The sequence below is a fragment of the Sediminispirochaeta smaragdinae DSM 11293 genome (genome assembly GCF_000143985.1).
Classification (GTDB): domain Bacteria; phylum Spirochaetota; class Spirochaetia; order DSM-16054; family Sediminispirochaetaceae; genus Sediminispirochaeta; species Sediminispirochaeta smaragdinae.
On the sequence record NC_014364.1, the window covers coordinates 2,124,847 to 2,145,867 of the forward strand.

Below are 21,021 nucleotides of genomic sequence, written 5' to 3' on the forward strand. Positions count from 1 at the left end.
CTCTATTTATCAAATTGGTAGAAAAGTGGTTTGGGGAATTTAATCATCAAAGGAGAAGGAAAAATCGGATTTGTAATAATGTACTCGCCTTGAACCAATCTTGTCATAATATTCTTATATGTGGAATTGATAAAACTATAGTCTTTATTACTTATTTCAATACTATTTGTTCTACCATAACAATTAGTTGAACAGTTTCCTTTTACACCAGCATTTATTGAACTTCGAAATTGCTCAGCACCGAATAATACTAAACCTAACGATCTTCCCCTCTCTGTAATATCAAGAATATAACGAAGCAAAGGAGAGTTTTTTGGTACATTACTTCCTGCATGCTTATTAAGTTCATCTACAAAGATTATGATACGGTCAGGAAAATCTTCTTTTAAATCTACCCCTTCAAGTTTTGCTTCATAGATGTTTTTCAGAACATCACCAAAAACAAAAGATTGCAAAGTTTCATCTAATTTTGCAATATCAATTACATAAACATTATTTTTCTTTAATTCTCGTAAGGAATCACATAGATGAACCTCATTTTTTTCTTTAATTGCTCTATCAGAGAATAAAGGATTTTTTAATGGCTTTGATATTAGTCTTTTGTATTTTTTCCAACTACTAACCGCAATTTCCTTGTTACTTCTATTCTGCTGGCTCGAGACACAAAAATCACTAATTCGATCACGAAAATTGTCCCATGTGGAAATATTTGAGAATGGTCCATTATCATCAAGAATTAATTCATTAATTGATTCCATAGTCCTTGTTTGATCATCAAAATTCGCAAACAACAATTCTAAACTTTCTTTATCATCCTGAACTGTATATTTAAACGAATTATAAATCCCCTCATTCTTTTGATCGTTTATCAATTCATCAGTTGCATATGTATTTCTTATAATTGCGTTTGAATGGGGATAGAAATACTGAACATTTGAGAACGGTGTAGCATTGATAGAAAGATCAGAATATAGATTTTTGTCAAAAATATCTAATGTTTTGTTTTCTCTATCAATACACAAGAGATCCTTTCCTTTTACATTAAAAACAATAAATGCTATTGATTCATTGTCGGTATTAGTTCCTGATATATATTGGTCTTGCAATGACTTTAGTAGAAACATGCAATAGCTGGTTTTGGCAGCAAGCCCAGAAATTCCAGATATATTCAAATGAGCCCCTTCTGGTCCTATTAAAAACCTTCGGTCTAATTTAACTGGAATGAATTTTTTTTCTTTATCCATTTTTTCATACATTTCGATGTAGCCACAAGAAATTGGATACTTTATGTCATTAAGTCCTAATGCAAAAATAATATCATCTTCACTTGCTAAGAAAACTTTTGAACCGTCTAGAACAGGAAGATATATTCCTTTTGTATTTCTTAATACTTTGCACTTGACATAATTCATACTGAGTCGCTTGGTCAATAATTTAGCATCAGTATTGCCAAAATCATTACTGACAAACGCGCCTAAATAATTAGGAGTGTCAGTAATATGAAAGACATCTTCTACTATACCATATGTAATACTGTCTTTCTGATTATCCACTCTTACAACATCAAAGGCTTGGAGCATAATATTTGTGTTCGTCCAAAACACAAATTCATCATTAGTACATGGTTGTTTCTCAGTGGCTGTAATTTTCCCAATAGCAGTAGAAGTGTCCATTATAATACCTCTATTAAAAAATATTCATAAAATAATCATCAGAAATGAAAGTATTTTTAAGGAGCCTTTCTGTAAGATGGACTGGATATAAATGATTGGGCCATCGGTCCTCAATACCATATGTAGTAGGTAATCTTTCATTGATTATATTTGCTGAGATCATATCTATTTCTTCTGAATCCATTAAATAATTCTCACCATCTTCTGGTACAACCTTCTCGATTTTTACAATACCGTCAAATGGATTATGGTTATAAGTCTTTTCACGGATTCTAATATACCAAGTGATAAAGAAAACAGGCCCTTTAGCCCCTTTGGACCTTTTACTTTCGTATTTATATGAAGGCGTTCTATGATATAGTGGGAGGTCCGCAATTAAAGATGCTTGTGTTTTTTTCCTGTTATCTTTTAAGAAATCGGGATTAAATGTTTTTGATACACCAATAACTCTTTTGTAATTATTTAATAGCAATGAGAAATCATTAAAGTCTCCATTTTTCGAATCGATATATTCTATTGAGCCATCTTTTATTAAGTAATTATCAACATAACGAAGTCCATCATCATTTACTAATATGTTAATCATTCTTTTTTCTTCATCAAGCATAAATTCATGTATTTTTGATATCCCTAAATTCTCGTATGGAATATCTTTTTGCAGATGCAAATCTTGATTATAAAGGAGTACTTTATTGATAACGATATTTTGTTTTTTTAGCGTTGAAGAATTATTTATTTGAGTTCTTAGATATTCTATCGCCGTTCTTTTATCTTTACAATCATCGATCAAAGACACAATTGCAATATTAGGTAGTGCAATTACATTGTATCTATTTAACCTTTTACATTTTAAAATTCTTTTATTTCTTTCACAACAAGCAACACCAACTTGTCCAGCAATTATTGGATAGATACTCTTTTCATATTCTATGCTTGTCAACTTGTAAGTCTTTCTAGAGCCATCAACAAAATATTTGAATAATGATTCACCATCCCGGAGAAATTCTTTTTTCATTCTTGATCTTAAATCAATGGGATTTGTATAATCAATTTCTTCACCTAAGTTTCTTGTTGAGAATGGAATTTGCTCTTCTGATGAACTATGAAAAGCTATTGAATGTTCATCATTATAGCAGAATTTGTTTATATTATAGATTTTACCAATCGTCAGCTTTGCTATAATAGAAAGCGCTCTATCTATCATTTTTAAAAGTCCTAATACTAATTTAGGGAGAATAATTTAAAACCATCCCTCCCAAAGTTCTTAATTTCTACACTACCGCTTACTATTTAAGTTCTAATAAGTTTTTACACTTACATTTGTTTATTTTAAGTGTCATAAGTATATAAATCAATATCTAATAGCTGCTAATCTGGAAAATACAAGATTTTACATCTTTGGGACCCTACGCCTCCCTCTTAATACTCTGTATAGATCGATCTGCTAGGCTGGAAGTCAATGCCTTCACCGTTTCTAAGTCCTTCTCGTCCAACATTTCCAAGTCAGCCACGATATTTGCATATCGCTTTGGCGGCTGCCAGTTATCCGGATTTTTGCCGGTTACCAGGTATTCTACGGTAGTATCCAACGATTGGGCAATTCTTACCCCATCATCAACACGCGGTAATCGTTTTCTTGCTATCCACCCTCGGAAAGTTTCAAAGCTAATATTCGAGTGATTAGAAACCCATTCTTGAGTAGTATTTTGCCGCTTTATTTCTTTTTTGACTATGTCCCAAAATCCCATACATCTATTATCGTCTAAAAATGTTGTCAAATGACGCATGTTTTTCTTGACAAAGTTGTTAAACGGCCATAATATGCAGTTATGAAAGTTGCTAAACGACAACAAGATAGTCGTTACAAGGTGTCTATTCCATTCAGCGAAGATGAGAGAAACAGATTTGTTACCTTCCTCGAATCTACCGGCCGAAAGGCTGGACCCTATCTAAAAATAGAAATGATGAACCGTGTAAGGGAATGGGAAGCTATCCAGTCCGGCAAAACACAACTCAATACAAAGCCATTTGAGAAAGTAGGGGAGTAGTCATGGGCATAAAAGATGCCGCTGGCCAGTTAAAAAAGTCAGAGGCCGTGAGATGAACATTGACGGCCGCCTTGAAGCGATGCTTGAGATTATCGAGCAGACACTATCCGAGATCAAAGAGAGAGAAGAGCACCTGGCTGGCGTATCCCATGAGATCGAACTTGCGACCAGAGATATCGAAGAGTTACGAGGGATCACCGGCAGCTTAGCCGAGATTGTCGAATCAGGGAAACGGATCGAGTGGATGACAACAACCGAAGTGGCTGACGAGCTTCATGTGAATAAACAGACCGTAAGAAGGTGGGCAGATACCGGGCTGCTTAGATGCTACCGGATCGTTAAAGAAGGGCATCGGCGCTTTGACCGCCGGGAGATATACGAGGACGTGAAGCGGATGGGAGATGAAGGTAACAAACAATGAGATCAGAGCAGAAACAAGGAGAACAGAAATGGCGTTAAACGAAGACAATCAGCAGCTTATAACGCTCATTAACGAGCTTGATAGCAGTGGGTACCTAATCAGAAAGATTTCTGAGCGGCCTTCATTGTGTCCTGTAAGAGAATTCGAGCTTCTTATTGAAGAAAAGTCCAAGAAAGATGATCTCCGCGGTTTGAGTGCTGCCGCGATAGAAGGATAGCGTTCGTTTACGAGGGGTGAGTGAGGTTCGGTCTTTACTGGCCTGAACCTCAGATCAAGGATCTTTGAAAATCAATGACTTGTGGATAGGACCTTATCTGCAAATCACGGGGTAGAGAAGGGAAAAAGAGCAGGTGAGGGCGTTGGTAGCACCCTCACTAATCCGCGTTCACACACAACGCAAATCACAGACAAAGCTGCTGCTCAATACATCATATCGGCAGCTTTATAGAGGAGATAAATCGTTGAATAGTCCTATTTCGTACATCGGAGGAAAAAGCAAACTTGCGGATACTATCATCAACTTTATCCCGGAACATCAAACCTATGTCGAGGTATTTGCCGGTGGTGCGTGGATATTCTTTAGAAAGAAGTATTCGAATGGGGAAGTGCTCAACGATAAAGATGGCGATCTGGTATCTCTCTATCGGGTGATTCAGAACCACCTCGAGGAGTTTTTACGGCAGTTCAAATGGATATTGACCAGCCGCGAAGTCTTCGATGACTTCAAGGGCCAGATGGAAAAAACCGGCCTTACAGATATCCAGAGGGCCGCACGGTACTACTACTTACAGCGTTTGTGCTTTGGGGGGAGGGTACTAAACCGAGCTTTTGGCGTGGATTCCACCTAAGCGGGCGAGCAACGAAACCGGCGGAAGCGGTTAGAGAGACATTTCTGCATCAAGGCAGCTATGCCAGCCTGGCAAAAATAGCAACCAGTGAGTCTGCCGGAAGGCAGATGAGAGGATACGCAGTGAGCAACGTTACGTTGGGAGAGCCTGAAAAGGTCATAGGTTCGTCCGGTTGTCAAATCTCCAGATCGCTCACCTCCGGGCCAAACCGGACACTGGTTAAAGGCTGGATGGTTTCGCATCCCGTTCAAGACGGCCTTAATAAATGTCTACCAACGGGAAGAGTCTACGTCAGTAGCTACCGAGCGCCGGGGAATCGTGGCGCACCTTGGGACTGTGGCGGAGAGGTTTATCGCACGTCGGATTAAGTTCCGGTCGAGTCAACGGTGCGAGAGTGGAGACTCGTAACGCAGGTTCGAATCCTGCCGGTCCCAATACGGCGCCAACCACACGCCGAAACCACGAGGATGTGGGGGAAACATGTTTCACAAACGGCTCTCTCCGGAGAATGACCTCCGGGGAGAGGATTTCATCAAAGATCAATGCGAGGTGCAAAACATGAGCAGTACAGACATGAAAACCGCTACCGAACCGGTAGCGGTTAGAAAAAATAAAAGAAAGGTTGTGATGAATCACCCGAAAAGTAGCACTATCCGATTCAAAAATCAGGAAATACAGGCAATTGATGAACACCTTGAGTCTATGGACCATCTCATCCAGGACCTCTTTAAGAACGGTAACCGGGCAAACCGGGACCTCTTTGCCATGAGGCTTGCAACCCTGGTGCGGGTGATCCGGGAGACCCTCAACGAAGGGGTGCTTGAGTGAACGATCTGCAGAGCCAGGACGTGGTTTCCGAGAACAAGATCATCCAATACATGGAAGCTTCGGGAGTCGCCTCTAACCTCAACGATCATGAAAAACGGCAGTTTATCGAGGTGGCCAAGGCCTACCAGCTGAACCCCTTCAAGCGTGAAATATACTGCGTGGCCTACGGGCAGGGAGATAACCGGAGGCTGTCGATCATAACAGGCTATGAGGTCTATCTCAAACGGGCGGAGCGAACCCAAAAGCTTGACGGGTGGGGTGTTGAAACGGCCGGATCGATCAGAACTCGCTCTCTCAGAGCCATTGTCACCATTCACCGGAAGGACTGGCAGAATCCCTTTGTACATGAAGCGTGGTGGATTGAGTACAGGCAGAACAACCGGATGTGGAACGAGAAGCCGGTAACCATGATCAAGAAGGTGGCCATTGCCCAGGCCTTCCGGTTTTGTTTTCCCGATGAGTTTGGAGGCATGCCGTATACCGCAGATGAGCTTTCCGACGAAGAGACCGGATACCGGGATGTTACCGAGGAACATAGTGAAATACAGAAAACTCCGCCGCCGGTGCAGGAAGAAGCTACCAAGGTTCCGGAGCACTCCGAGGCTATCCCTGAGGATCCGGATGCAAAGGTCAGGGAGGATTTCAAACACAGGCTTGACGGGGCGTTTCTCGGGAAACTGATTACCAGGGACGAGCGGAACACGATGGTTGCAAACAGCAAGAAACACTCGGGGAAGACGCTCGACTCTTACATTCGGATGGTAGAGAAGAGGCTCTATGGTCAGCAGCAGAGGGCAGGGCAGGGGCCTTCTGGATCGGGCTCCGGGGATCCGCAGACGTCGGTGCCTGAAGCGCCGGAAATCTATTGAGGAAAGGTGCATGGAATCATGAAAGAACACGGAATCATCTTCAACGCCGATATGGTCCGTGCTGATCTTGCCGGAAAGAAATGGCAGACAAGACGGCCTGTTAAACACCAGTTTTGTCGATCAGAATACGAGCCGGAGCTCATATCGTGGTGGGAACAGAGAAAGCATGAAACGATAGAGTGTTGTGGTAGTTTCAGTGAACTTCAAAAGCATGGCCCGTATGGAGGCGTCGGTGATGTGCTTTGGATCAGAGAGACATGGAGAATAGGTGCATGGAAATTTCAACCTCATTCTTTTGCGATTGATTACAAAGCAGATAATTATCCTCGTCAGGAATGGTTAAGCTGTAATGACGAGCTTATGTTTCTACGGTTATTTGCACAGACGGAGAATGATGCTTACAAAAGAGAAATATATCCTAATGGAAATGGTATCTATGATTGGAAACCTGGACATTCTCCTGCAGTATGGCGCCCGTCAATCCACATGCCGAAATGGGCCTGCCGGACTAAACGCCGAATCACCGGCGTGCGATTACAAAGAGTACAGGATATAAGCGCCGAGGACCAGGAAGCCGAAGGATGCGGCCATGAGTTTGCGTTTGTCTGGGATGCTATCTACAAAGAGCGAGGCCTCGGCTGGGATGCAAACCCCTGGGTTTGGGTTTACGAATATGACAATACGATCAATCGGGCGAAAACGTCATGAGTAGTCCCCGGACAATCATCATCCCCGCGGCCGAGCGTATCAAAACCGGCGAGCGGGGAGTCGTTTCTTTTCGTGCCGGTGAGACTTTCGAACAATACCTTGTGCACCTGTTCCGCTACCAGGAAATCGAAAGACGCTCTCCGGCCCCTTACTACTGGCTGGCGATCGATGTACCCCACCGTCCCCGGACAACCGGGCACGGCAGCCAGAACCACCATATCAACGGTCATTGTCAACAAATCTCAGTGGAAACCGGCCAGCCCTTCGGGGATGTAAAGCGGCTTGCAAAGCAGTTCGCCGTTACCATGGGCTACCCGATCCTTGAGGACGAGTCCGGGGAGCCCATACTCGACCTGTGGGGAGATATCCAGGGGATCAGCGAGAGGAACTGCAGTACAGAGGATGCAGCTATTTTGATTGAGGCGATCCACCAGATAGCGGCGGAAATGGATGTGGAGCTGATCGAAGTATGACAGAGCGGCAGGAGGCTATAACGTCAGCTGATATGTGGTTTAGCCGGTATATCCGGGCCCGTGACAGGTGGCGGTCGGTGACAAGCGGATGTAAACGTAATCTGACCTGTTCGCACCTGTTCTCACGAAGATTCTACGCTACCCGCTGGGATGAGATGAATGCTTATTGTCAGAGCGCAGGGGAGAATGAAGAGCATGACCGGAATCCGGGGAAGCTTATCTGCTACTTCATTACGCTTCACGGAGAAGATGCGTACAAAGCGCTTTACCTGAAATCGAGGTCCGGCGTGAAGATTACAACGGAAGAGATTCGGACGATTGCACAGTACTACCGGAAGAAGTACGAGGCGATCACACAACAGAACCATGACTTTTTTGGCGTTCTTTAGGGAGGAACCATGGCAAACGATATTACCAGTTTCACGGCGGTCGGAAGGCTTACCCGTGATGCAGAGTTGCGATATACGAACAGCGGAATACCGTTGTGTAAGTTCAGCATAGCATCGAATTACAGCAGGAAGGTGCATGATAACTGGCAGGAGGAAGTCAGCTATTTCGATTTCACCCTATTCGGGAAACGTGCTGAGGCGCTTGCTCAGTATCTCACCAAAGGTCAGCAGGTGGTGGTTTCAGGACAGCTGAGACAAGACCGGTGGGAGGACAATGGGGAGAAGCGAAGCAGGGTAGCGTTCTTTGCCCAGGATGTACAGCTGATTGGGGGAAAACCTGCCGGCCAGAGCAACCAGCAGGGGCAGTATGGAGAGGCCCCCTATCAGGGACCGCCGCAGAACCAGCGGGGCGGCTATTCCCAGCAGCCTCCACAGCAAAGGCAACAGCAGAATTCCCGGCAGGGTCAGCAACGTCGACAGGGGCCTCCGCCTAACTCCGGGTATCAGAAGCCGACAGGCGGCTATGATCAGTGGGGCTACCCGATAAACCCCGGACCGAATAATCAGGGCCCGGATCAGGAAATGGACTTCGAGGACGACATACCCTTTTAAGGACAGGACATTATGGGCGCAAAAAAAAGGATGATAGATCCGGGGATCTGGACGGACCCCAAGATCATGAAACTTTCCTCGGTGTCGGTACTCATCTTCATCGGGATGATCTCGAATGCAGACGATGAGGGAATCATCGAGGCTGAACCGGATAGCCTGTACTTCAGGCTGGCACGAAAGGACATCACCATCGATATGATCAAAGAGGCCCTGGAAGACTTCGGGGCCTATGGTCTTGTCCGCCTGTATGGCGGATACGCCTTTTTCCCGAACTGGTTCAAGTATCAGAACCTGAAAGGACGAAAGCCGCAGGAGACGAAATTCCGCCGGCCGCCGAAAGAGTATCTGACAGACGAATACCGGAATGAATGGCTTGAGACCTTCAGGAGGGGAAGTGAAGCCCCGTATCCCTTTGAGACCTGTTTTTCCAGCGGTGAGTCACCGGTGAGCAACCGGGAAATGGAGGACAAAGAGCCTGCGACAACCAGTGAGTCACCGGTGTGCTACCGGTGTGCTACCGGTAGTGCACCAGTGACCACAGAAGTGAAGGGAAGTGAAGTGAAGGGAAGTGAGACTAGTATGCCTGCGGCAGCTTCGGCCGAGCCTCAGCCTGAGCGGGACGGGGAGGTTTCACCATCGGAGGAGCCGGAACCCGATTCCCCGGAGCCTGTTTTCAAGCTCGAATGCCCGGAGCCGAAGAAGCGCAAGGGGAAACCTCCTACCGCCGGGAAAGAGCCGACAGACCCGCTGTACCACTCGATCAAGGATTCCTTCCTCGCTGTTGTCGGGGACTTCTCGAACTGGGGCAAGGAAGGCAAGGCGATCCACGGGATCATCGAGAAATGCTCACGCGCCTCACCGGAAGACCCTTCGGGCTGTGCCGAGCGGATGATAGGCGAGTTATGGCGGCTAAAGAATTCGGGGGATCGGTTCTACCGAGATCAGCCCTTTGTGCCGTCCACCCTCAACGCCTCGGGAATCTGGGACCGGGTTGCCGAGCAGCTGAAGGTCACGGCCGACGAGCTGGAAGGTGTGAGGATGTGGGAAGCGCTTGATCCCTACGGGGTGAGAGGCAAGGCAAAGCAGGCGGTGGGAGGATAGGCGTATGCAGTGGAACAGCAAAACGTTTATGGCGATGTTGCAGCAGTACTACGGCAAGCTTTCGCCGATCCACGCGGGAGCGCTTGTCGACTGGCTCGATAGCAAGCAGTTTTCGGGGGAGTATCTCAAGCGGCTGTACCAGGAGATAACCGAAAGCTACTCAACGAAGTACGGGCGGCCTTGTGATCTGGCAGTTGTGAAGGAAACGCACATGGCCCTTGCGCCTTCGTATGTGCCCCCTGCCCGGCAGCTTGAGAGTGATCAGCGGATGATTGGGGAGCGGATCGTTGAGCGGGAGGAAGGAGCAAAGCTGTTTGCGAGCATCATCGAGAATCTGACGAAGAAAAAACGGAAGGTGAAACCGGAGAATAAGTCGAGGAGAGTGCGGAATGACATTCACAGATAAGTACCTGAAAGAAAGGATTCCGGCGGTAAAGACGGTTTTCAAAGGGGATGATCCTATTGAAAAAGAAATGGTACTTGAGATAACGGACTATGACCGAGGGATCATTGAAATGAAAGCCGGTAATGCGTATTACCGGTTTCGGCATGTTGATCTTGAGCGAGCCGTTACATCGATACAGGTGCGGCAAGAGGTAAATGCATGAGCGAGTATGGTGTAAGAAAAGTTTGTGGGAATTGTAGGTCCTTCGAAAAGTGCTTTGCCGAATCAGAGGAGCTTATCGGAATCTTTTCCTCCGGTTGTCTTGCGGCTGATAAGGAGGAGACGCGGCAGATGCCTGCGTGTGGAGACTTTGAGCCGATGATGAAGCCGGTACCGCTGTCCGGGGAGTAAGGGTGCTGGTGTTGGGAGGGGCAATGAGCACGATGATATCGGCGGATTGTAAAGATCAGCGGGTGGCTGACTCTATCCGCTGGCTCTTGTATGAGCTTGAGAAGGCGAAAGACGGCGAGGTGGTGGTGTCGTTCTTCGTGAAAAGCGGGAAGGTCCGCGGTGTGGAGAAAGTGGTCAGGGATAAGAGTATAAAACAGGAGTAAGAGCATACACGGAACATGTTGTGTGAGAATTGGGAAAAAAGCTACCTGTATATTATTTTTACAGGTTTCCGCTATTACATTATGGCTGTATTATGTGTATAAATTTTTTAAAAAAAACCAAATTAAAAGGATGGATAGAAGAATGAAGAAAATCTGGATTATTCCTGTGTTGCTCCTGTCGATAGGCCTCGCCGGATGTAGTATGTTCGGAAACGACGGAGATGATGACGACGATTCCTTCATTGTTGGTTACTGGGTTCAAGAGTCGTTCTCTCTCCCCGATACTGATGTCTATGAATTTGCCTCAGGTGGGACTTGTGCTGTTTATGCAGACTATGCAATGAGAACCGTAGATCTTGAAACGAACTGGTCTTTATCTGGCGATACATTGACCATCATGGGAATTACAGGAACAATAACGAAGGTCAGTGAAAATGAGTTTCAATGGAATACTGAACTTGGTAGTCATGCTGTTTACTATCGCAAGGGCTACGAGCCTGGTGGGTTTGCATTGGATGGACCATTTACCGAGCTCACTTTAGGAACCGCCTATGAAGGGGAGTTTACCGAAGAAACTGATTTCGATGTGTTTACTGTGGCGGTAGAAGATGGGGCAAGCTATGAGATTTTCTGGGAGGATAAATATGATCATGGTGCTTCCTCCTATAGTGGAGCCATAGTGGTTTCTGCATATGAGGCAGATAAATCAACCGATTATTTTACGGGTGAAAGTACTGGATATCCTATGCCAATGGCTGTTACCGCTAGTGGGACTACCATTTATATCATTACCCGTCGTCCGGTTTCTTTAAAGCTGTCAGGAACCTACAGCTTGAAAGTAAGAAAGGTGACACCATAGTAGGCATATTTCCTAAGGCTCTGTGACAAAGAGTAGATATCGGGCATAGATTCCTCTATGCCCGTTTTTTTATAGTTTCCCCCTTGATGCAAAAATTCTTCCGTGATAGAATTTTTTTTGTTAGATAACCCAAGGTAAGGATGCTTACCCTGGCCGTTCCGGACGGATTCCGGTCGCTCTAATGGTGCAAGAAGCAATCAGGCGGCGAAGTATCTTACGTTAAACACTGTGACAGGTGTCTTTCGTGAGCTACTTCGTCGCCTTTTTTTGTGCCCTTTGGCTTTGACAGAGGAGAGGACGAGAGACTATGGGAAGGCAGGATAGACGGAAGAGTTCAACACAGCGCGGGTATGGAGCAGCCTGGCGGAAGATCCGTATCGAGGTCCTCCAGGCCTGGGGCATCCCGAAGCGGCTATGGCCGAAGTATGATGTGGACCACAATCCCGCCTATGACCGGAGAATCGAACCAGATCACCGAAAGTACCAGCTCATCCCTCGGCTTCATGCAGATCACAGCAGAAAGACTGCGAAGTTTGACAACGGCTTTGGTAACCGGAAGAAGAGAGAACCTCGTCCTGTCTCCCCTATCATCAATCAGAGCACAGCCCGCCTTACGGAGGGGGGATGTAAATCTCTGAGGGAAAAATGCCCAAACCACGCGCCTATACAAGAAAACACTCTGTCAGCAAAGGCAAAGGGGGTATAGGCCATGAGTCGAGGCGGACACAACAAAAAGCCGACTATTTTAAAGCTCACCCATGGCACCTTTCGGGAGGACCGGGCCAACGAGAAGGAGCCGGAAGTCAAGGCACTTGATGAGACGCCCAAGGCGCCGAGCCACCTTAACAATTTTGCAAAGAACAAGTGGAAGGAGCTTGCCCCGGTGCTTGCACAAACGAAGGTTCTATCGGAAGCGGACCTCACCATGCTGGAAGCCTTATGCGAGGCATACGGACAGTACCGGGAAGCGCAGTATGCGGTCTACCACTACAAAGATGAGGAGTCCGGGAAAACCAAAAAGCGCAGTTTAGCCCAGTACATGAGTGGGAAAAACTCTCAAACCATGCCTGAGTACACGGCCATGCGGCAGGCGTTGTCCATGGTCAAAACCATATCCGCAGAGTTCGGGCTCTCGCCTGCAACCCGCTCCCGTGTGAATGCAATCGACACACCTGAAGAAAAGGACCCTATGGAAGCTCTTTTAGAAGGGGCCGGATGATGTGGAAACGACTGGTACTTGTGGGGCTTTTGATGAGTAGCCTTTTTACCTACCGGCAGTATGCCCAGGATGTTGCAAGCGGGAAGATCGTTACCTGCAGGTGGGTGAAGCTTGCTGTAGCCAGGTGGGAAAATGACCTCTTACGGCAGAACTCTCCGGAGTTCCCCTACTACTTTGACGAAGAATGCGCCAACAGGTATATCAGCTTTGCCCAGCAGCTTGAGCACACCCAAGGCTTCAGCGGGAAGATCGTGCTTGAACCCTGGCAGCAGTTTGCCTGGGCGAATATCTTCGGGTGGAAAAGTACGGCCACGGGCCTGCGGCGGTTTCGAAAGGCATACCGGGAGGTAGCACGGAAGAACGGGAAGACGGTCGAAGGGGCTGCAATGATGAACGCCTGCTTCCACCTCGATAAAGAGATCGGGGCGGAAGAGTTCTTTCTGGCGGTGGACCGGAACCAGGCGAAGAAAGGCTATGACGAGGCGGTACGCCAGAACCTTCGAAACCCTACGCTATCGCGGCTTACCAAGGAGTATAGATCCTCAAAGCGCCTTGTGAAGGTCAATGATCCTGCGGCCTTCATGACTCCGGTCTCAAGAGATCACAAGAGTCAGGACTCATGGAACCCTCACGCGATCTTAGTGGATGAGTACCATGCCCACGCGACCAATGAGCTGATCAACGTGTATGAGTCGGGCATGGGAGCCAGGCGCCAGCCCTTAACGATCATCATCACCACGGCCGGGACGAACATCAACGGGCCTGCCTATCAGGAAGAGCGCACGCTCGTTACCAAGATCCTTGAAGGAAGTATCGAGCCGGTTCCGGAACACATCTGGGGGATCATCTACAGCCTGGATGAGGGGGACAGGTGGGAGAATCCTGCGGTGTGGATCAAAAGCAACCCGAACATGGGAGTGAGCTTTTACCGCGACTACCTTGAAAAGCGTATTGCAGAGGCCAAGGGCTCGCCCCGGAAAGCCAGCGATGTTTTGACCAAGAACTTCAATATCTGGCTGTCCTCTCCCACCCGGTGGATGGACCACTCGGTATGGATGCGGGGAAGTGCTCCTGTTGTCGAAGAGGAGCTTGTAGGCTCTGGTGCAAGGGGCGGGCTTGACCTATCGATGACAACCGACATCACGGCCCTGTGTTGGGCATTCGGTGAGAAGGACGGACGGTATCCGCTACTCTGGCGGTTTTTCATACCGGAAGAAGGATTACTTGATCGCTGTCACCGTGACCAGGTCGACTACCGCTCGTGGATCGATGAGGGGTGGATGATTGCAACACCGGGGCAGACGGTCAACTACGAGATCGTGTTAGAGGTCTTGCGGCAGGATGCGAACACCTTTGGCGGCCGGTCAATCGGCTATGACCCGTGGCATGCCGGAGAGTTTGAGCGGGAGCTTGAGGGAGAGATCGAGCTTGTCAAATATCCTCAACGGTATTCGGGGATGACGGTTCCTACTCAGCTGTTTGAGCGGATGGTGATCGACGGGAAGATCGCCCACGGAGACAACCCGGTTGCCTCCTGGATGATGAGCAATGTGGAGCTGAAGGACGACCGGCAGGGGAACATCATGCCCATGAAGCCGAAGCGGGATTCCTACGGCAAGAGGATCGACGGGATCGTGGCGGCCATCATGGCGCTTCACCAGGTGACCGGAGGCCAGGTGGAAAGTGCGTATGAAGCGCGGGGGCTTCGAACCCTATGAAAGCGCATATCAAGTTTCGCAACAGAGTAAAGGCTTTTTTCTCACCGCTTTCCGGGTTGGATGAGTTTCTCGAGGCTCTAACTGCCGGAGGACGCTCATCATCGGGGATGAGTGTAAACGAGGCGACGGCAATGAGCGTGTCTGCCTTTTTCTCGGCGGTCCGGGTCATTACCGAGAGTATTGCCTCCCTTCCGTTGGAGCTTTACGAACGGCTGCCGGAAGGGGGCAAGAGGAAGGATGAAGGGACGAAACTCTATCACCTCCTTCACACCCAGCCGAACAGCTGGCAAACCTCCTTCGAGTTTCGGGAGATGCTCACCTATCACATCATCATGCGGGGAAACGGGTATGCCTACCTTTCGAGGGGACGGGACGGGCGTATCTACGAGCTGATTCCCATGCATCCGGATAACGTTACAGTCCGGCAGGATGATACCTACCGGCTGCATTACACCTTCCAGTCAAAGCGCGGTTCTGTTGCCTTAGAGCAGGGAGAGGTGTTGCACCTGCGGGGCCTGTCTCTTAACGGCTATACGGGCGTGAGCCTTTTGACCTGGGCCCGGGAAGTACTCGGCGGAGCCCTTGGCCAGCAGGAGCATGGAAACCGGCTATGGAAGAACGGGGCGAACCCGGGTGTGGTCCTGCGCCATCCGAAGACCTTATCTGATATCGCCTACGAGCGGCTGAAAACGGACTGGGAGGACAAGTATGCCGGGGCCCGTAATGCGGCCAAGACGGTGATTCTCGAGGAAGGTATGGAGATCGAGCGGCTTTCGATGACAAGCGAGGATGCCCAGTACATCGAAAGCAGGAAGTTCACGCGAAGTGAGATCGCCGGGATCACACGGGTGCCGCCGCACATGATCGGAGACCTTGACCGGGCCACGTTCTCGAACATCGAGCACCAGGACCTTGCCTTTGTCAAACACACCCTGCGTCCCTGGCTGGTGCGGTGGGAACAGGCCTTATCCCGTGATGTGATCAGAGCACCTCGGCGTTTTGCCGAGTTCAACGTGGACGGGCTTGCACGGGGAGATTTGAAAAGCCGGTATGAGTCCTATGCCATCGGCCGGAACTGGGGATGGCTGAGCGTGAACGACATCCGGGCAAGGGAGAACATGAACCCGATCGAGGACGGGGATGAGTATCTGCGGCCGCTTAACATGCAGCCGGTGGGAGACGAGGTGCCGAAGGCGCTACAGGAAAAACAGTCGGGAGAGAAGAGCGATGGAGCATAGAAGCTGGTATGAGATGAAGGGAGAAGATGAAGGGCCTATCACCATCGACATCTTCGATGAGATCGGCGGATGGGGTGTGTATGCTGCGGACTTCAAGCGGGAGCTTGAGGCCCTGGCGGAAGGCAACAGTCGGGATATCGTGGTGAACCTGAACTCTCCGGGAGGGGACGTGTTCGAGGGCATTGCCATCTATAACACCATAAGCGCCTACCGGAGCCGGGTGAGCGTGAGGATCACCGGGGTGGCGGCGTCCATAGCATCGGTGATCGCCTTATCGGGATCCCGGAGGATCATGGGGGAAGGGTCGTTTTTTATGATCCACAACCCCTATGCCGTTGTCATGGGAGAGGCGGATGTACTTCGCTCCCGTGCCCAGACCCTGGATAAAATCGCCCTCCAGATGGTGGGCATTTACGAACGGCACAGCAGCCTTTCGAAAGACGAGATCGAAAAGGCAATGGATGAGGAGACGTGGTACGGACCTGATGAGGCGTATGCCGCAGGCTTTGCCGACGCCATAGAGGATTACGGCGAGATTGCGGCCAAGGCCTTTAACTGGAGGGCCTACCACTATCACAGCGTCCCACAGGCGTTGTGGGAGATGAGGAAACACAGACAGGCACCGAGGAGCAAGCGGGAACTTGAAGTACGGCTTGTTGCCCTTGGGTTTAGTAGAAATCAGGCGCAAGGGATTATCAGCCGGGGGTACGGGGCCCTGCAGGGGGATCCTGCAGACGGCCATGAGCAGGGGGATCCTGCCGGGGAAGTGGCCAACGGGTTTTTGGAGCTTGCGCAGATGTTCCGGCAAGGAGGAAAAGCATAAATGGATCCGGAAATTAGAGCGGCAATTGAAGAGCAGAAAAAGGCCTGGAAAGCGTTCCAGGATGCGAACGACCAGCGGCTTTTGAAGATAGAAGCCGGGGATGTAAAGGGGCTTTCTGATATCAACGTGAAGATCGACAGGATCACTGCGGCGATGGAAGAGAATGCGAAGGTTATCGAGCGGGTCGGAGAGATCGAGAACAGCATCAACAAGCTGTCTCTGGGAACCGGCGGTGGCAAGGCCAAAGGGACCGGTGCCTTTAGCGCATACATGAGAAGCGGAGATGAAAGCGGGTTTCGTGCGGATGCCACGGTACAGGTCGATCCCGACGGCGGGTGGCTGGTGCCTGAGAACATACGAAAGGAAATCGGACGGATTGCCCAGGGGATTACCGCCATGCGGAACCTTGCCTCTGTGCAGGGAATTTCCGAAGGGGCAAGTTATACCGAGTTCGTCACCACCTCCGGAGCCGGGGCCGAATGGGTGGCGGAGACCGAGAAGCGGGAGGAGACCGCCACGCCTTCCCTTGCCCGTATCGATACGGTAGTACATGAGATGTCGGCGAATCCCAAGGCGAGCCAGAGGCTCCTTGATGATGCCATGGTGGATATTGAGGCCTGGCTGTCTGGGGAAGTGGCCATCGCCTTTGCAGAGCTTGAGGCTGAGAGCTTTATCACCGGAAGCGGGGTCAAACAGCCCCGGGGGATCCTTTCCTACGATGCGGTGGAGGATAAGAACTATACGTGGGGAAAGCTCGGGTATCGTACAACTGGGGCGGCTGCCGGCTTTGCCTCTTCGAATCCTGAGGATGCCCTGGTCGACCTTGCTTATGCACTAAAGAGTAAGTACCGAAACGGGGCCACCTGGCTCATGAGCCGGACAACCTTGGCTGCGGTACGAAAGTTCAAAACATCCATGGGCTACCTGTGGCAGCCCTCCTTTCAGGCTGGCGAGCCTTCCATGCTCTTAGGCTACCCGGTGGCTGAGGATGATGCCATGCCTTCTCATACCACAAGCGGGGCCTTTCCCATCGCCTTCGGTGATTTCAAGGCAGGCTACCGAATCGTGGACCATATGGGCATTCGGGTACTTCGCGACCCCTACAGTGCAAAGCCTTTTATCAGTTTTTACACCACCAAGCAGGTAGGCGGCGGTGTGAAGAATTTCGAAGCGATCAAACTCTTGAAGGTCGCAGCCTAAGGAAGGAGGAAGGAGAATGCGGGATATACACCATACCATCGCCATGGAGACTGCCATCGTGCCGGCGCTCTTGAGCGCGGATGGCACCCCTGTAGAGGTAGATCTGCAGGGGTATGACGCGGCCGAGGTGGTACTTTCCATCGGGCCCGGTGGCATTAGCTTCACCGAGGATAACAAGATCGAGTTTATCCTTTCCCACAGTCTTGACGGGGTGACCTACACCCCTGTTACCGCCGGGGATCTGGACGGACTGGAAGGGGACATAGAAGGCGGAGTGATCCTCTCGCTTACTGAGGAGAAACCGGAAGCAAGTATGCTGTGTCTCGGGTATGTCGGAGCCCTTCGGTATCTGAAGCTCTCGGCTGTCTTTAGCGGCACCCACGCGGAAGGTACTGCGGTGAGTGCCGTGGTGATAAAGGGCAGGCCGAACCTGGCATAGAAGGATGAAACTTTCTTTCCGGCGGGGGCCTTTAGGGGCCTTTTGCCGGGAGAAATAAAAGAAGGACGTAAGGTAAAGATGAGTGGAGAGCTAACCAGCTGGCAGGCGGTAAAGGCGCGTCTTGATCTTGAGGATAACCAAGAGGATAAGGCAACCGGTCTTATTGCCGTGGCGTCCCGTCGGGCTGAGAGGTACACCGGACGGCTTCTTGCAGGTCGGGACGGGACACTGGTGATGGACGGAAGGGCCTCAGATCATCTTGTCCTGCCTCAGTACCCGATTAACCGTATCGAGAGCGTGAAGGTCGACCCGTACCGTGTATTCGACGGTGAACCTGTCACCGACTATTTCGCAGACCTTGGGGCGGGGATCCTGATACGCACCGCCCCTCATCTATGGCCTTTGGGGGTGAAGAACATCCAGGTTACGGGCAACTTCGGCTATGGAGCGATCCCTGAGGACCTTGAAGAGTCGGTGATACAGCTGGTCGGCTACTGGCTTGGTTCCCAGGGTATCAGCTGGCTGGGTAAAGGGGATGCGGCAAGCGGAGAGTATCAAACCATGTATGTGGGGGTGATGGACCTGCCATTTCAGGTTCGTAATGTGTGGGACTCCTACCGGGAGGTGTCAGTGTGAGCTGGGCGAAGAGGAGCAGCAGTGGCCAGAGAAGTACGGTCAGACGCCGGAAGACCGTGCGCTCGTATGCAGGGCTTACCATCTCGGCGGCAGGGAACACGATCGGGCCGCTGACCGAGAAGGCCTATGAGTATGCCCTCGAGTTTTTAGATAAACGGGTGACGGACAGGACCGGGAACCTTCGAGCCGGCATGAGCTATGACGTTAAGGGTCATACCGGAGCGGTGAAGAACGATGCTCCCCATGCCTTCATTGTTGAGTACGGCACAGAGGAAAGGGCGACAAAGACCGGTGAGAACCGTGGCCGTATGAAACCACATTCCTTCATGCGGGCCGGGAAGAACAAGGCCCTGAGGGAGATACGGAAGATATGGAAAGAAGGATTGAGGAAGGCGCTTGATGAGCAGAGCACCGGAAGTTGAGATCACAGAGCAGCTTCGAGCCGACACGGCCCTCATGGAGCGGATCAAAGCAATCTATGACACCGAGAGCCGGGTTTTGCTAAAGATACCGTACCTGGTGGTGAGCCTTGTAAGCGACACGAATGAGAAGGTGTATCTCTCATACTACGGGGGATCAGCTGCCATACAGATCGATATCTATGCAAAGGATGAGAGAAGCTCTGACCTCAGGGCCCTTGTCAAAGATGCGGTTCGAAGGATTCGCGGGGTATCGGGGGCCTTGAAGTTCTCCTCGGTGGTTGTCACAGGAGATGCGTTTCTCGGTATTGCCCCCAATGGGCTCTACCGCTGGATGGTGGAGATCAGAGCGGATTACACGGAAGAAGGAGAGAGATGAGAGATGATGAAGAAAGAGCGACTGATTGGAAGTGACGGAAAGCTTGTCACCGTCAATCTTGCATCCGAGGTTACAGGGGACGGGATAAAGAGCCTTGATGAACTTGCAGGAGGCCTTGCGGATAACGGGAAAGGTTCCGGCTGGTGGAGTATCACGGCAAAGGGAGAAGAGAGCGGTTTTTCCTCGGCCCTTGATGTCGGGGAGCTGTTCTGGGATGACGGCACGCTTATCCCGAAAAGTGGGGACAAGTGTGCATTTTTAGAGGAAAGCGAGAAGGCCGACATCAACAGCTTTTCGATCGAGGTGAGTAGAAGCGAGATCGATGTGACGACCTTGAGTGACAAGGTCAAACGCTACCGGTCGGGGAAAACGGATATGACCGGCAGCCTTGAGGGGATCACCAACCTTGATATCACCGATGCGGCCGGCTACATCATCAACAACTTCATCAAGGTTATCAGGCAGTCGGTAAGCGGGACCATCATCAAAAACGATGTGGACGGCTCGCCGATCTACATCAAGGGCGTGATTCAGAAGTCAACGGATAAGGGAGAAAAGGAAGCCTTTATCTGGGCAAAGGTCATCATCCTTTCTTCCAGCCTCGGAGCATCGGGGGAAGATGCACAGAACTTTTCAAGTAGCTTCAGAATCGCTCCCGGAGATCCTGATCCCACCCTGTACATAAGAGAGGTGGGGTAAGGATGGCGGAACCTATCACCATAGCCCGGGACGGGGTGTATGTCCCCTCCTGGGGCAATAAGGGACGGAAGAAGGATGAGAGAATAACGGTGCATTACCGGTTTCTCACCTTTGAAGAGGAAGAGAAGATCTACGGCCGGGCCAGGCGGGAAGCCGGGGAAGTACCGGAGAAGCAGGATAGCAGGGCCTATGATGCGTGGTATGTGGAGTACCTGTCACAGGCTTGGCTGTTGCGGGTGAAGAAGATGATCACGGAGATCGAAAACCTGTCGGTGAGTATCGACGGCCAGGTGATCGAGGTTAAGGATGGTGAAACGCTCTTCTCAGGTCTCCCCTTAGTCGAGCTTGCAAACGAGATTTTGCATGAGCTCAAGGGCCTGACTTCTGTTGATAAAAAAAAATAGCCCTTGGAATCGGGCTGTG

General features: G+C 49.9%; 31 protein-coding genes and 1 tRNA gene. 29 read left to right on the plus strand and 3 right to left on the minus strand.

What is annotated here, in order from left to right; translation table 11 throughout:
• Positions 1-2: 2 nt before the first annotated feature.
• The 3 genes from SPIRS_RS09935 to SPIRS_RS09945 form a co-directional block, all read right to left on the minus strand.
• A complete protein-coding gene (locus SPIRS_RS09935; protein ID WP_013254552.1) occupies positions 3-1,673 on the minus strand; it encodes an ATP-binding protein in 1,671 nt (556 codons plus the stop codon).
• A gap of 13 nt (positions 1,674-1,686) precedes the next feature.
• Positions 1,687-2,877 (minus strand): hypothetical protein, encoded by a 1,191-nt coding sequence (locus SPIRS_RS09940; protein ID WP_013254553.1) that lies wholly within the window; start codon positions 2,875-2,877, stop codon positions 1,687-1,689.
• A 202-nt stretch (positions 2,878-3,079) separates the two neighbouring features.
• Positions 3,080-3,421 (minus strand): helix-turn-helix domain-containing protein, encoded by a 342-nt coding sequence (locus SPIRS_RS09945; RefSeq protein WP_041866036.1) that lies wholly within the window; start codon positions 3,419-3,421, stop codon positions 3,080-3,082.
• Positions 3,422-3,502: 81 nt separating this feature from the next.
• Here SPIRS_RS09945 and SPIRS_RS09950 point away from each other — a divergent pair, with 81 nt between their 5' ends.
• The 29 genes from SPIRS_RS09950 (at position 3,503) to SPIRS_RS10085 (ending at position 21,002) form a co-directional block, all read left to right on the plus strand.
• Positions 3,503-3,721 (plus strand): hypothetical protein, encoded by a 219-nt coding sequence (locus SPIRS_RS09950; RefSeq protein WP_041866037.1) that lies wholly within the window; start codon positions 3,503-3,505, stop codon positions 3,719-3,721.
• 52 nt (positions 3,722-3,773) lie between these two features.
• Positions 3,774-4,142: a helix-turn-helix domain-containing protein gene (locus tag SPIRS_RS09955; protein ID WP_013254555.1), complete on the plus strand. Its 369-nt coding sequence runs from the start codon at positions 3,774-3,776 to the stop codon at positions 4,140-4,142.
• 28 nt (positions 4,143-4,170) lie between these two features.
• Entirely contained in the window at positions 4,171-4,359 is a 189-nt protein-coding gene (locus SPIRS_RS09960; protein ID WP_013254556.1) for a hypothetical protein, read from the plus strand.
• Between the two features lie 244 nt (positions 4,360-4,603).
• On the plus strand, positions 4,604-4,990 hold the full coding sequence (locus SPIRS_RS09965; RefSeq protein ID WP_013254557.1) for a DNA adenine methylase: 387 nt from the start codon (positions 4,604-4,606) through the stop codon (positions 4,988-4,990).
• A gap of 330 nt (positions 4,991-5,320) precedes the next feature.
• Positions 5,321-5,424: transfer RNA gene (locus tag SPIRS_RS22370), tRNA-OTHER, on the plus strand.
• 46 nt (positions 5,425-5,470) lie between these two features.
• Positions 5,471-5,818 carry a hypothetical protein gene (locus tag SPIRS_RS09970; RefSeq protein ID WP_013254558.1) on the plus strand — a complete coding sequence of 116 codons (348 nt, stop codon included), beginning with the start codon at positions 5,471-5,473 and terminating at the stop codon, positions 5,816-5,818.
• Positions 5,815-6,687, plus strand: coding sequence for a phage recombination protein Bet (bet, locus tag SPIRS_RS21755; RefSeq protein WP_013254559.1), 873 nt, complete (start codon positions 5,815-5,817; stop codon positions 6,685-6,687). The genes SPIRS_RS09970 and bet overlap by 4 nt, the downstream gene beginning before the upstream one ends.
• An 18-nt stretch (positions 6,688-6,705) precedes the next feature.
• Positions 6,706-7,395, plus strand: a complete 690-nt coding sequence (locus SPIRS_RS09980; protein ID WP_013254560.1) for a hypothetical protein — start codon at positions 6,706-6,708, stop codon at positions 7,393-7,395.
• On the plus strand, positions 7,392-7,868 hold the full coding sequence (locus tag SPIRS_RS09985) for a hypothetical protein (RefSeq protein WP_013254561.1): 477 nt from the start codon (positions 7,392-7,394) through the stop codon (positions 7,866-7,868). The genes SPIRS_RS09980 and SPIRS_RS09985 overlap by 4 nt, the downstream gene beginning before the upstream one ends.
• Positions 7,865-8,257, plus strand: coding sequence for a hypothetical protein (locus SPIRS_RS09990; protein ID WP_013254562.1), 393 nt, complete (start codon positions 7,865-7,867; stop codon positions 8,255-8,257). Before SPIRS_RS09985 ends, SPIRS_RS09990 begins: the two co-directional genes overlap by 4 nt.
• Positions 8,258-8,266: 9 nt before the next feature.
• Positions 8,267-8,869, plus strand: coding sequence for a single-stranded DNA-binding protein (locus tag SPIRS_RS21980; protein WP_013254563.1), 603 nt, complete (start codon positions 8,267-8,269; stop codon positions 8,867-8,869).
• A 12-nt stretch (positions 8,870-8,881) separates the two neighbouring features.
• Entirely contained in the window at positions 8,882-9,970 is a 1,089-nt protein-coding gene (locus SPIRS_RS10000; RefSeq protein ID WP_013254564.1) for a hypothetical protein, read from the plus strand.
• 4 nt (positions 9,971-9,974) lie between these two features.
• A complete protein-coding gene (locus SPIRS_RS10005; RefSeq protein ID WP_013254565.1) occupies positions 9,975-10,376 on the plus strand; it encodes a hypothetical protein in 402 nt (133 codons plus the stop codon).
• Entirely contained in the window at positions 10,360-10,578 is a 219-nt protein-coding gene (locus SPIRS_RS10010; protein WP_013254566.1) for a hypothetical protein, read from the plus strand. Before SPIRS_RS10005 ends, SPIRS_RS10010 begins: the two co-directional genes overlap by 17 nt.
• Positions 10,575-10,766 carry a hypothetical protein gene (locus SPIRS_RS10015; RefSeq protein WP_013254567.1) on the plus strand — a complete coding sequence of 64 codons (192 nt, stop codon included), beginning with the start codon at positions 10,575-10,577 and terminating at the stop codon, positions 10,764-10,766. Before SPIRS_RS10010 ends, SPIRS_RS10015 begins: the two co-directional genes overlap by 4 nt.
• 23 nt (positions 10,767-10,789) lie before the next feature.
• Positions 10,790-10,969 (plus strand): hypothetical protein, encoded by a 180-nt coding sequence (locus SPIRS_RS10020; RefSeq protein WP_013254568.1) that lies wholly within the window; start codon positions 10,790-10,792, stop codon positions 10,967-10,969.
• Positions 10,970-11,111: 142 nt separating this feature from the next.
• Positions 11,112-11,828, plus strand: a complete 717-nt coding sequence (locus SPIRS_RS10025; RefSeq protein WP_013254569.1) for a hypothetical protein — start codon at positions 11,112-11,114, stop codon at positions 11,826-11,828.
• A 307-nt stretch (positions 11,829-12,135) separates the two neighbouring features.
• Positions 12,136-12,534 (plus strand): hypothetical protein, encoded by a 399-nt coding sequence (locus SPIRS_RS10030; protein ID WP_013254570.1) that lies wholly within the window; start codon positions 12,136-12,138, stop codon positions 12,532-12,534.
• Positions 12,535-12,537: 3 nt separating this feature from the next.
• A complete protein-coding gene (locus SPIRS_RS10035; RefSeq protein WP_013254571.1) occupies positions 12,538-13,047 on the plus strand; it encodes a phage terminase small subunit P27 family in 510 nt (169 codons plus the stop codon).
• Positions 13,044-14,765 carry a terminase large subunit gene (locus SPIRS_RS10040; protein WP_013254572.1) on the plus strand — a complete coding sequence of 574 codons (1,722 nt, stop codon included), beginning with the start codon at positions 13,044-13,046 and terminating at the stop codon, positions 14,763-14,765. Before SPIRS_RS10035 ends, SPIRS_RS10040 begins: the two co-directional genes overlap by 4 nt.
• Complete coding sequence (locus tag SPIRS_RS10045; RefSeq protein ID WP_013254573.1) at positions 14,762-16,003, plus strand: phage portal protein; 1,242 nt, start codon at positions 14,762-14,764, stop codon at positions 16,001-16,003. Before SPIRS_RS10040 ends, SPIRS_RS10045 begins: the two co-directional genes overlap by 4 nt.
• On the plus strand, positions 15,993-16,826 hold the full coding sequence (locus SPIRS_RS21760; RefSeq protein WP_013254574.1) for a head maturation protease, ClpP-related: 834 nt from the start codon (positions 15,993-15,995) through the stop codon (positions 16,824-16,826). The genes SPIRS_RS10045 and SPIRS_RS21760 overlap by 11 nt, the downstream gene beginning before the upstream one ends.
• On the plus strand, positions 16,827-18,026 hold the full coding sequence (locus SPIRS_RS10055) for a phage major capsid protein (RefSeq protein WP_013254575.1): 1,200 nt from the start codon (positions 16,827-16,829) through the stop codon (positions 18,024-18,026). It begins immediately after the preceding gene.
• Positions 18,027-18,042: 16 nt separating this feature from the next.
• Entirely contained in the window at positions 18,043-18,465 is a 423-nt protein-coding gene (locus tag SPIRS_RS10060) for a hypothetical protein (RefSeq protein ID WP_013254576.1), read from the plus strand.
• A 78-nt stretch (positions 18,466-18,543) separates the two neighbouring features.
• A complete protein-coding gene (locus tag SPIRS_RS10065) occupies positions 18,544-19,101 on the plus strand; it encodes a head-tail connector protein (protein ID WP_013254577.1) in 558 nt (185 codons plus the stop codon).
• Positions 19,098-19,523: a hypothetical protein gene (locus SPIRS_RS10070; protein ID WP_013254578.1), complete on the plus strand. Its 426-nt coding sequence runs from the start codon at positions 19,098-19,100 to the stop codon at positions 19,521-19,523. The genes SPIRS_RS10065 and SPIRS_RS10070 overlap by 4 nt, the downstream gene beginning before the upstream one ends.
• Positions 19,501-19,899 carry a DUF3168 domain-containing protein gene (locus SPIRS_RS10075; RefSeq protein ID WP_013254579.1) on the plus strand — a complete coding sequence of 133 codons (399 nt, stop codon included), beginning with the start codon at positions 19,501-19,503 and terminating at the stop codon, positions 19,897-19,899. The genes SPIRS_RS10070 and SPIRS_RS10075 overlap by 23 nt, the downstream gene beginning before the upstream one ends.
• Before the next feature lie 3 nt (positions 19,900-19,902).
• On the plus strand, positions 19,903-20,598 hold the full coding sequence (locus SPIRS_RS10080) for a hypothetical protein (protein WP_013254580.1): 696 nt from the start codon (positions 19,903-19,905) through the stop codon (positions 20,596-20,598).
• A 2-nt stretch (positions 20,599-20,600) separates the two neighbouring features.
• A complete protein-coding gene (locus tag SPIRS_RS10085; protein ID WP_013254581.1) occupies positions 20,601-21,002 on the plus strand; it encodes a hypothetical protein in 402 nt (133 codons plus the stop codon).
• Positions 21,003-21,021 lie beyond the last annotated feature (19 nt).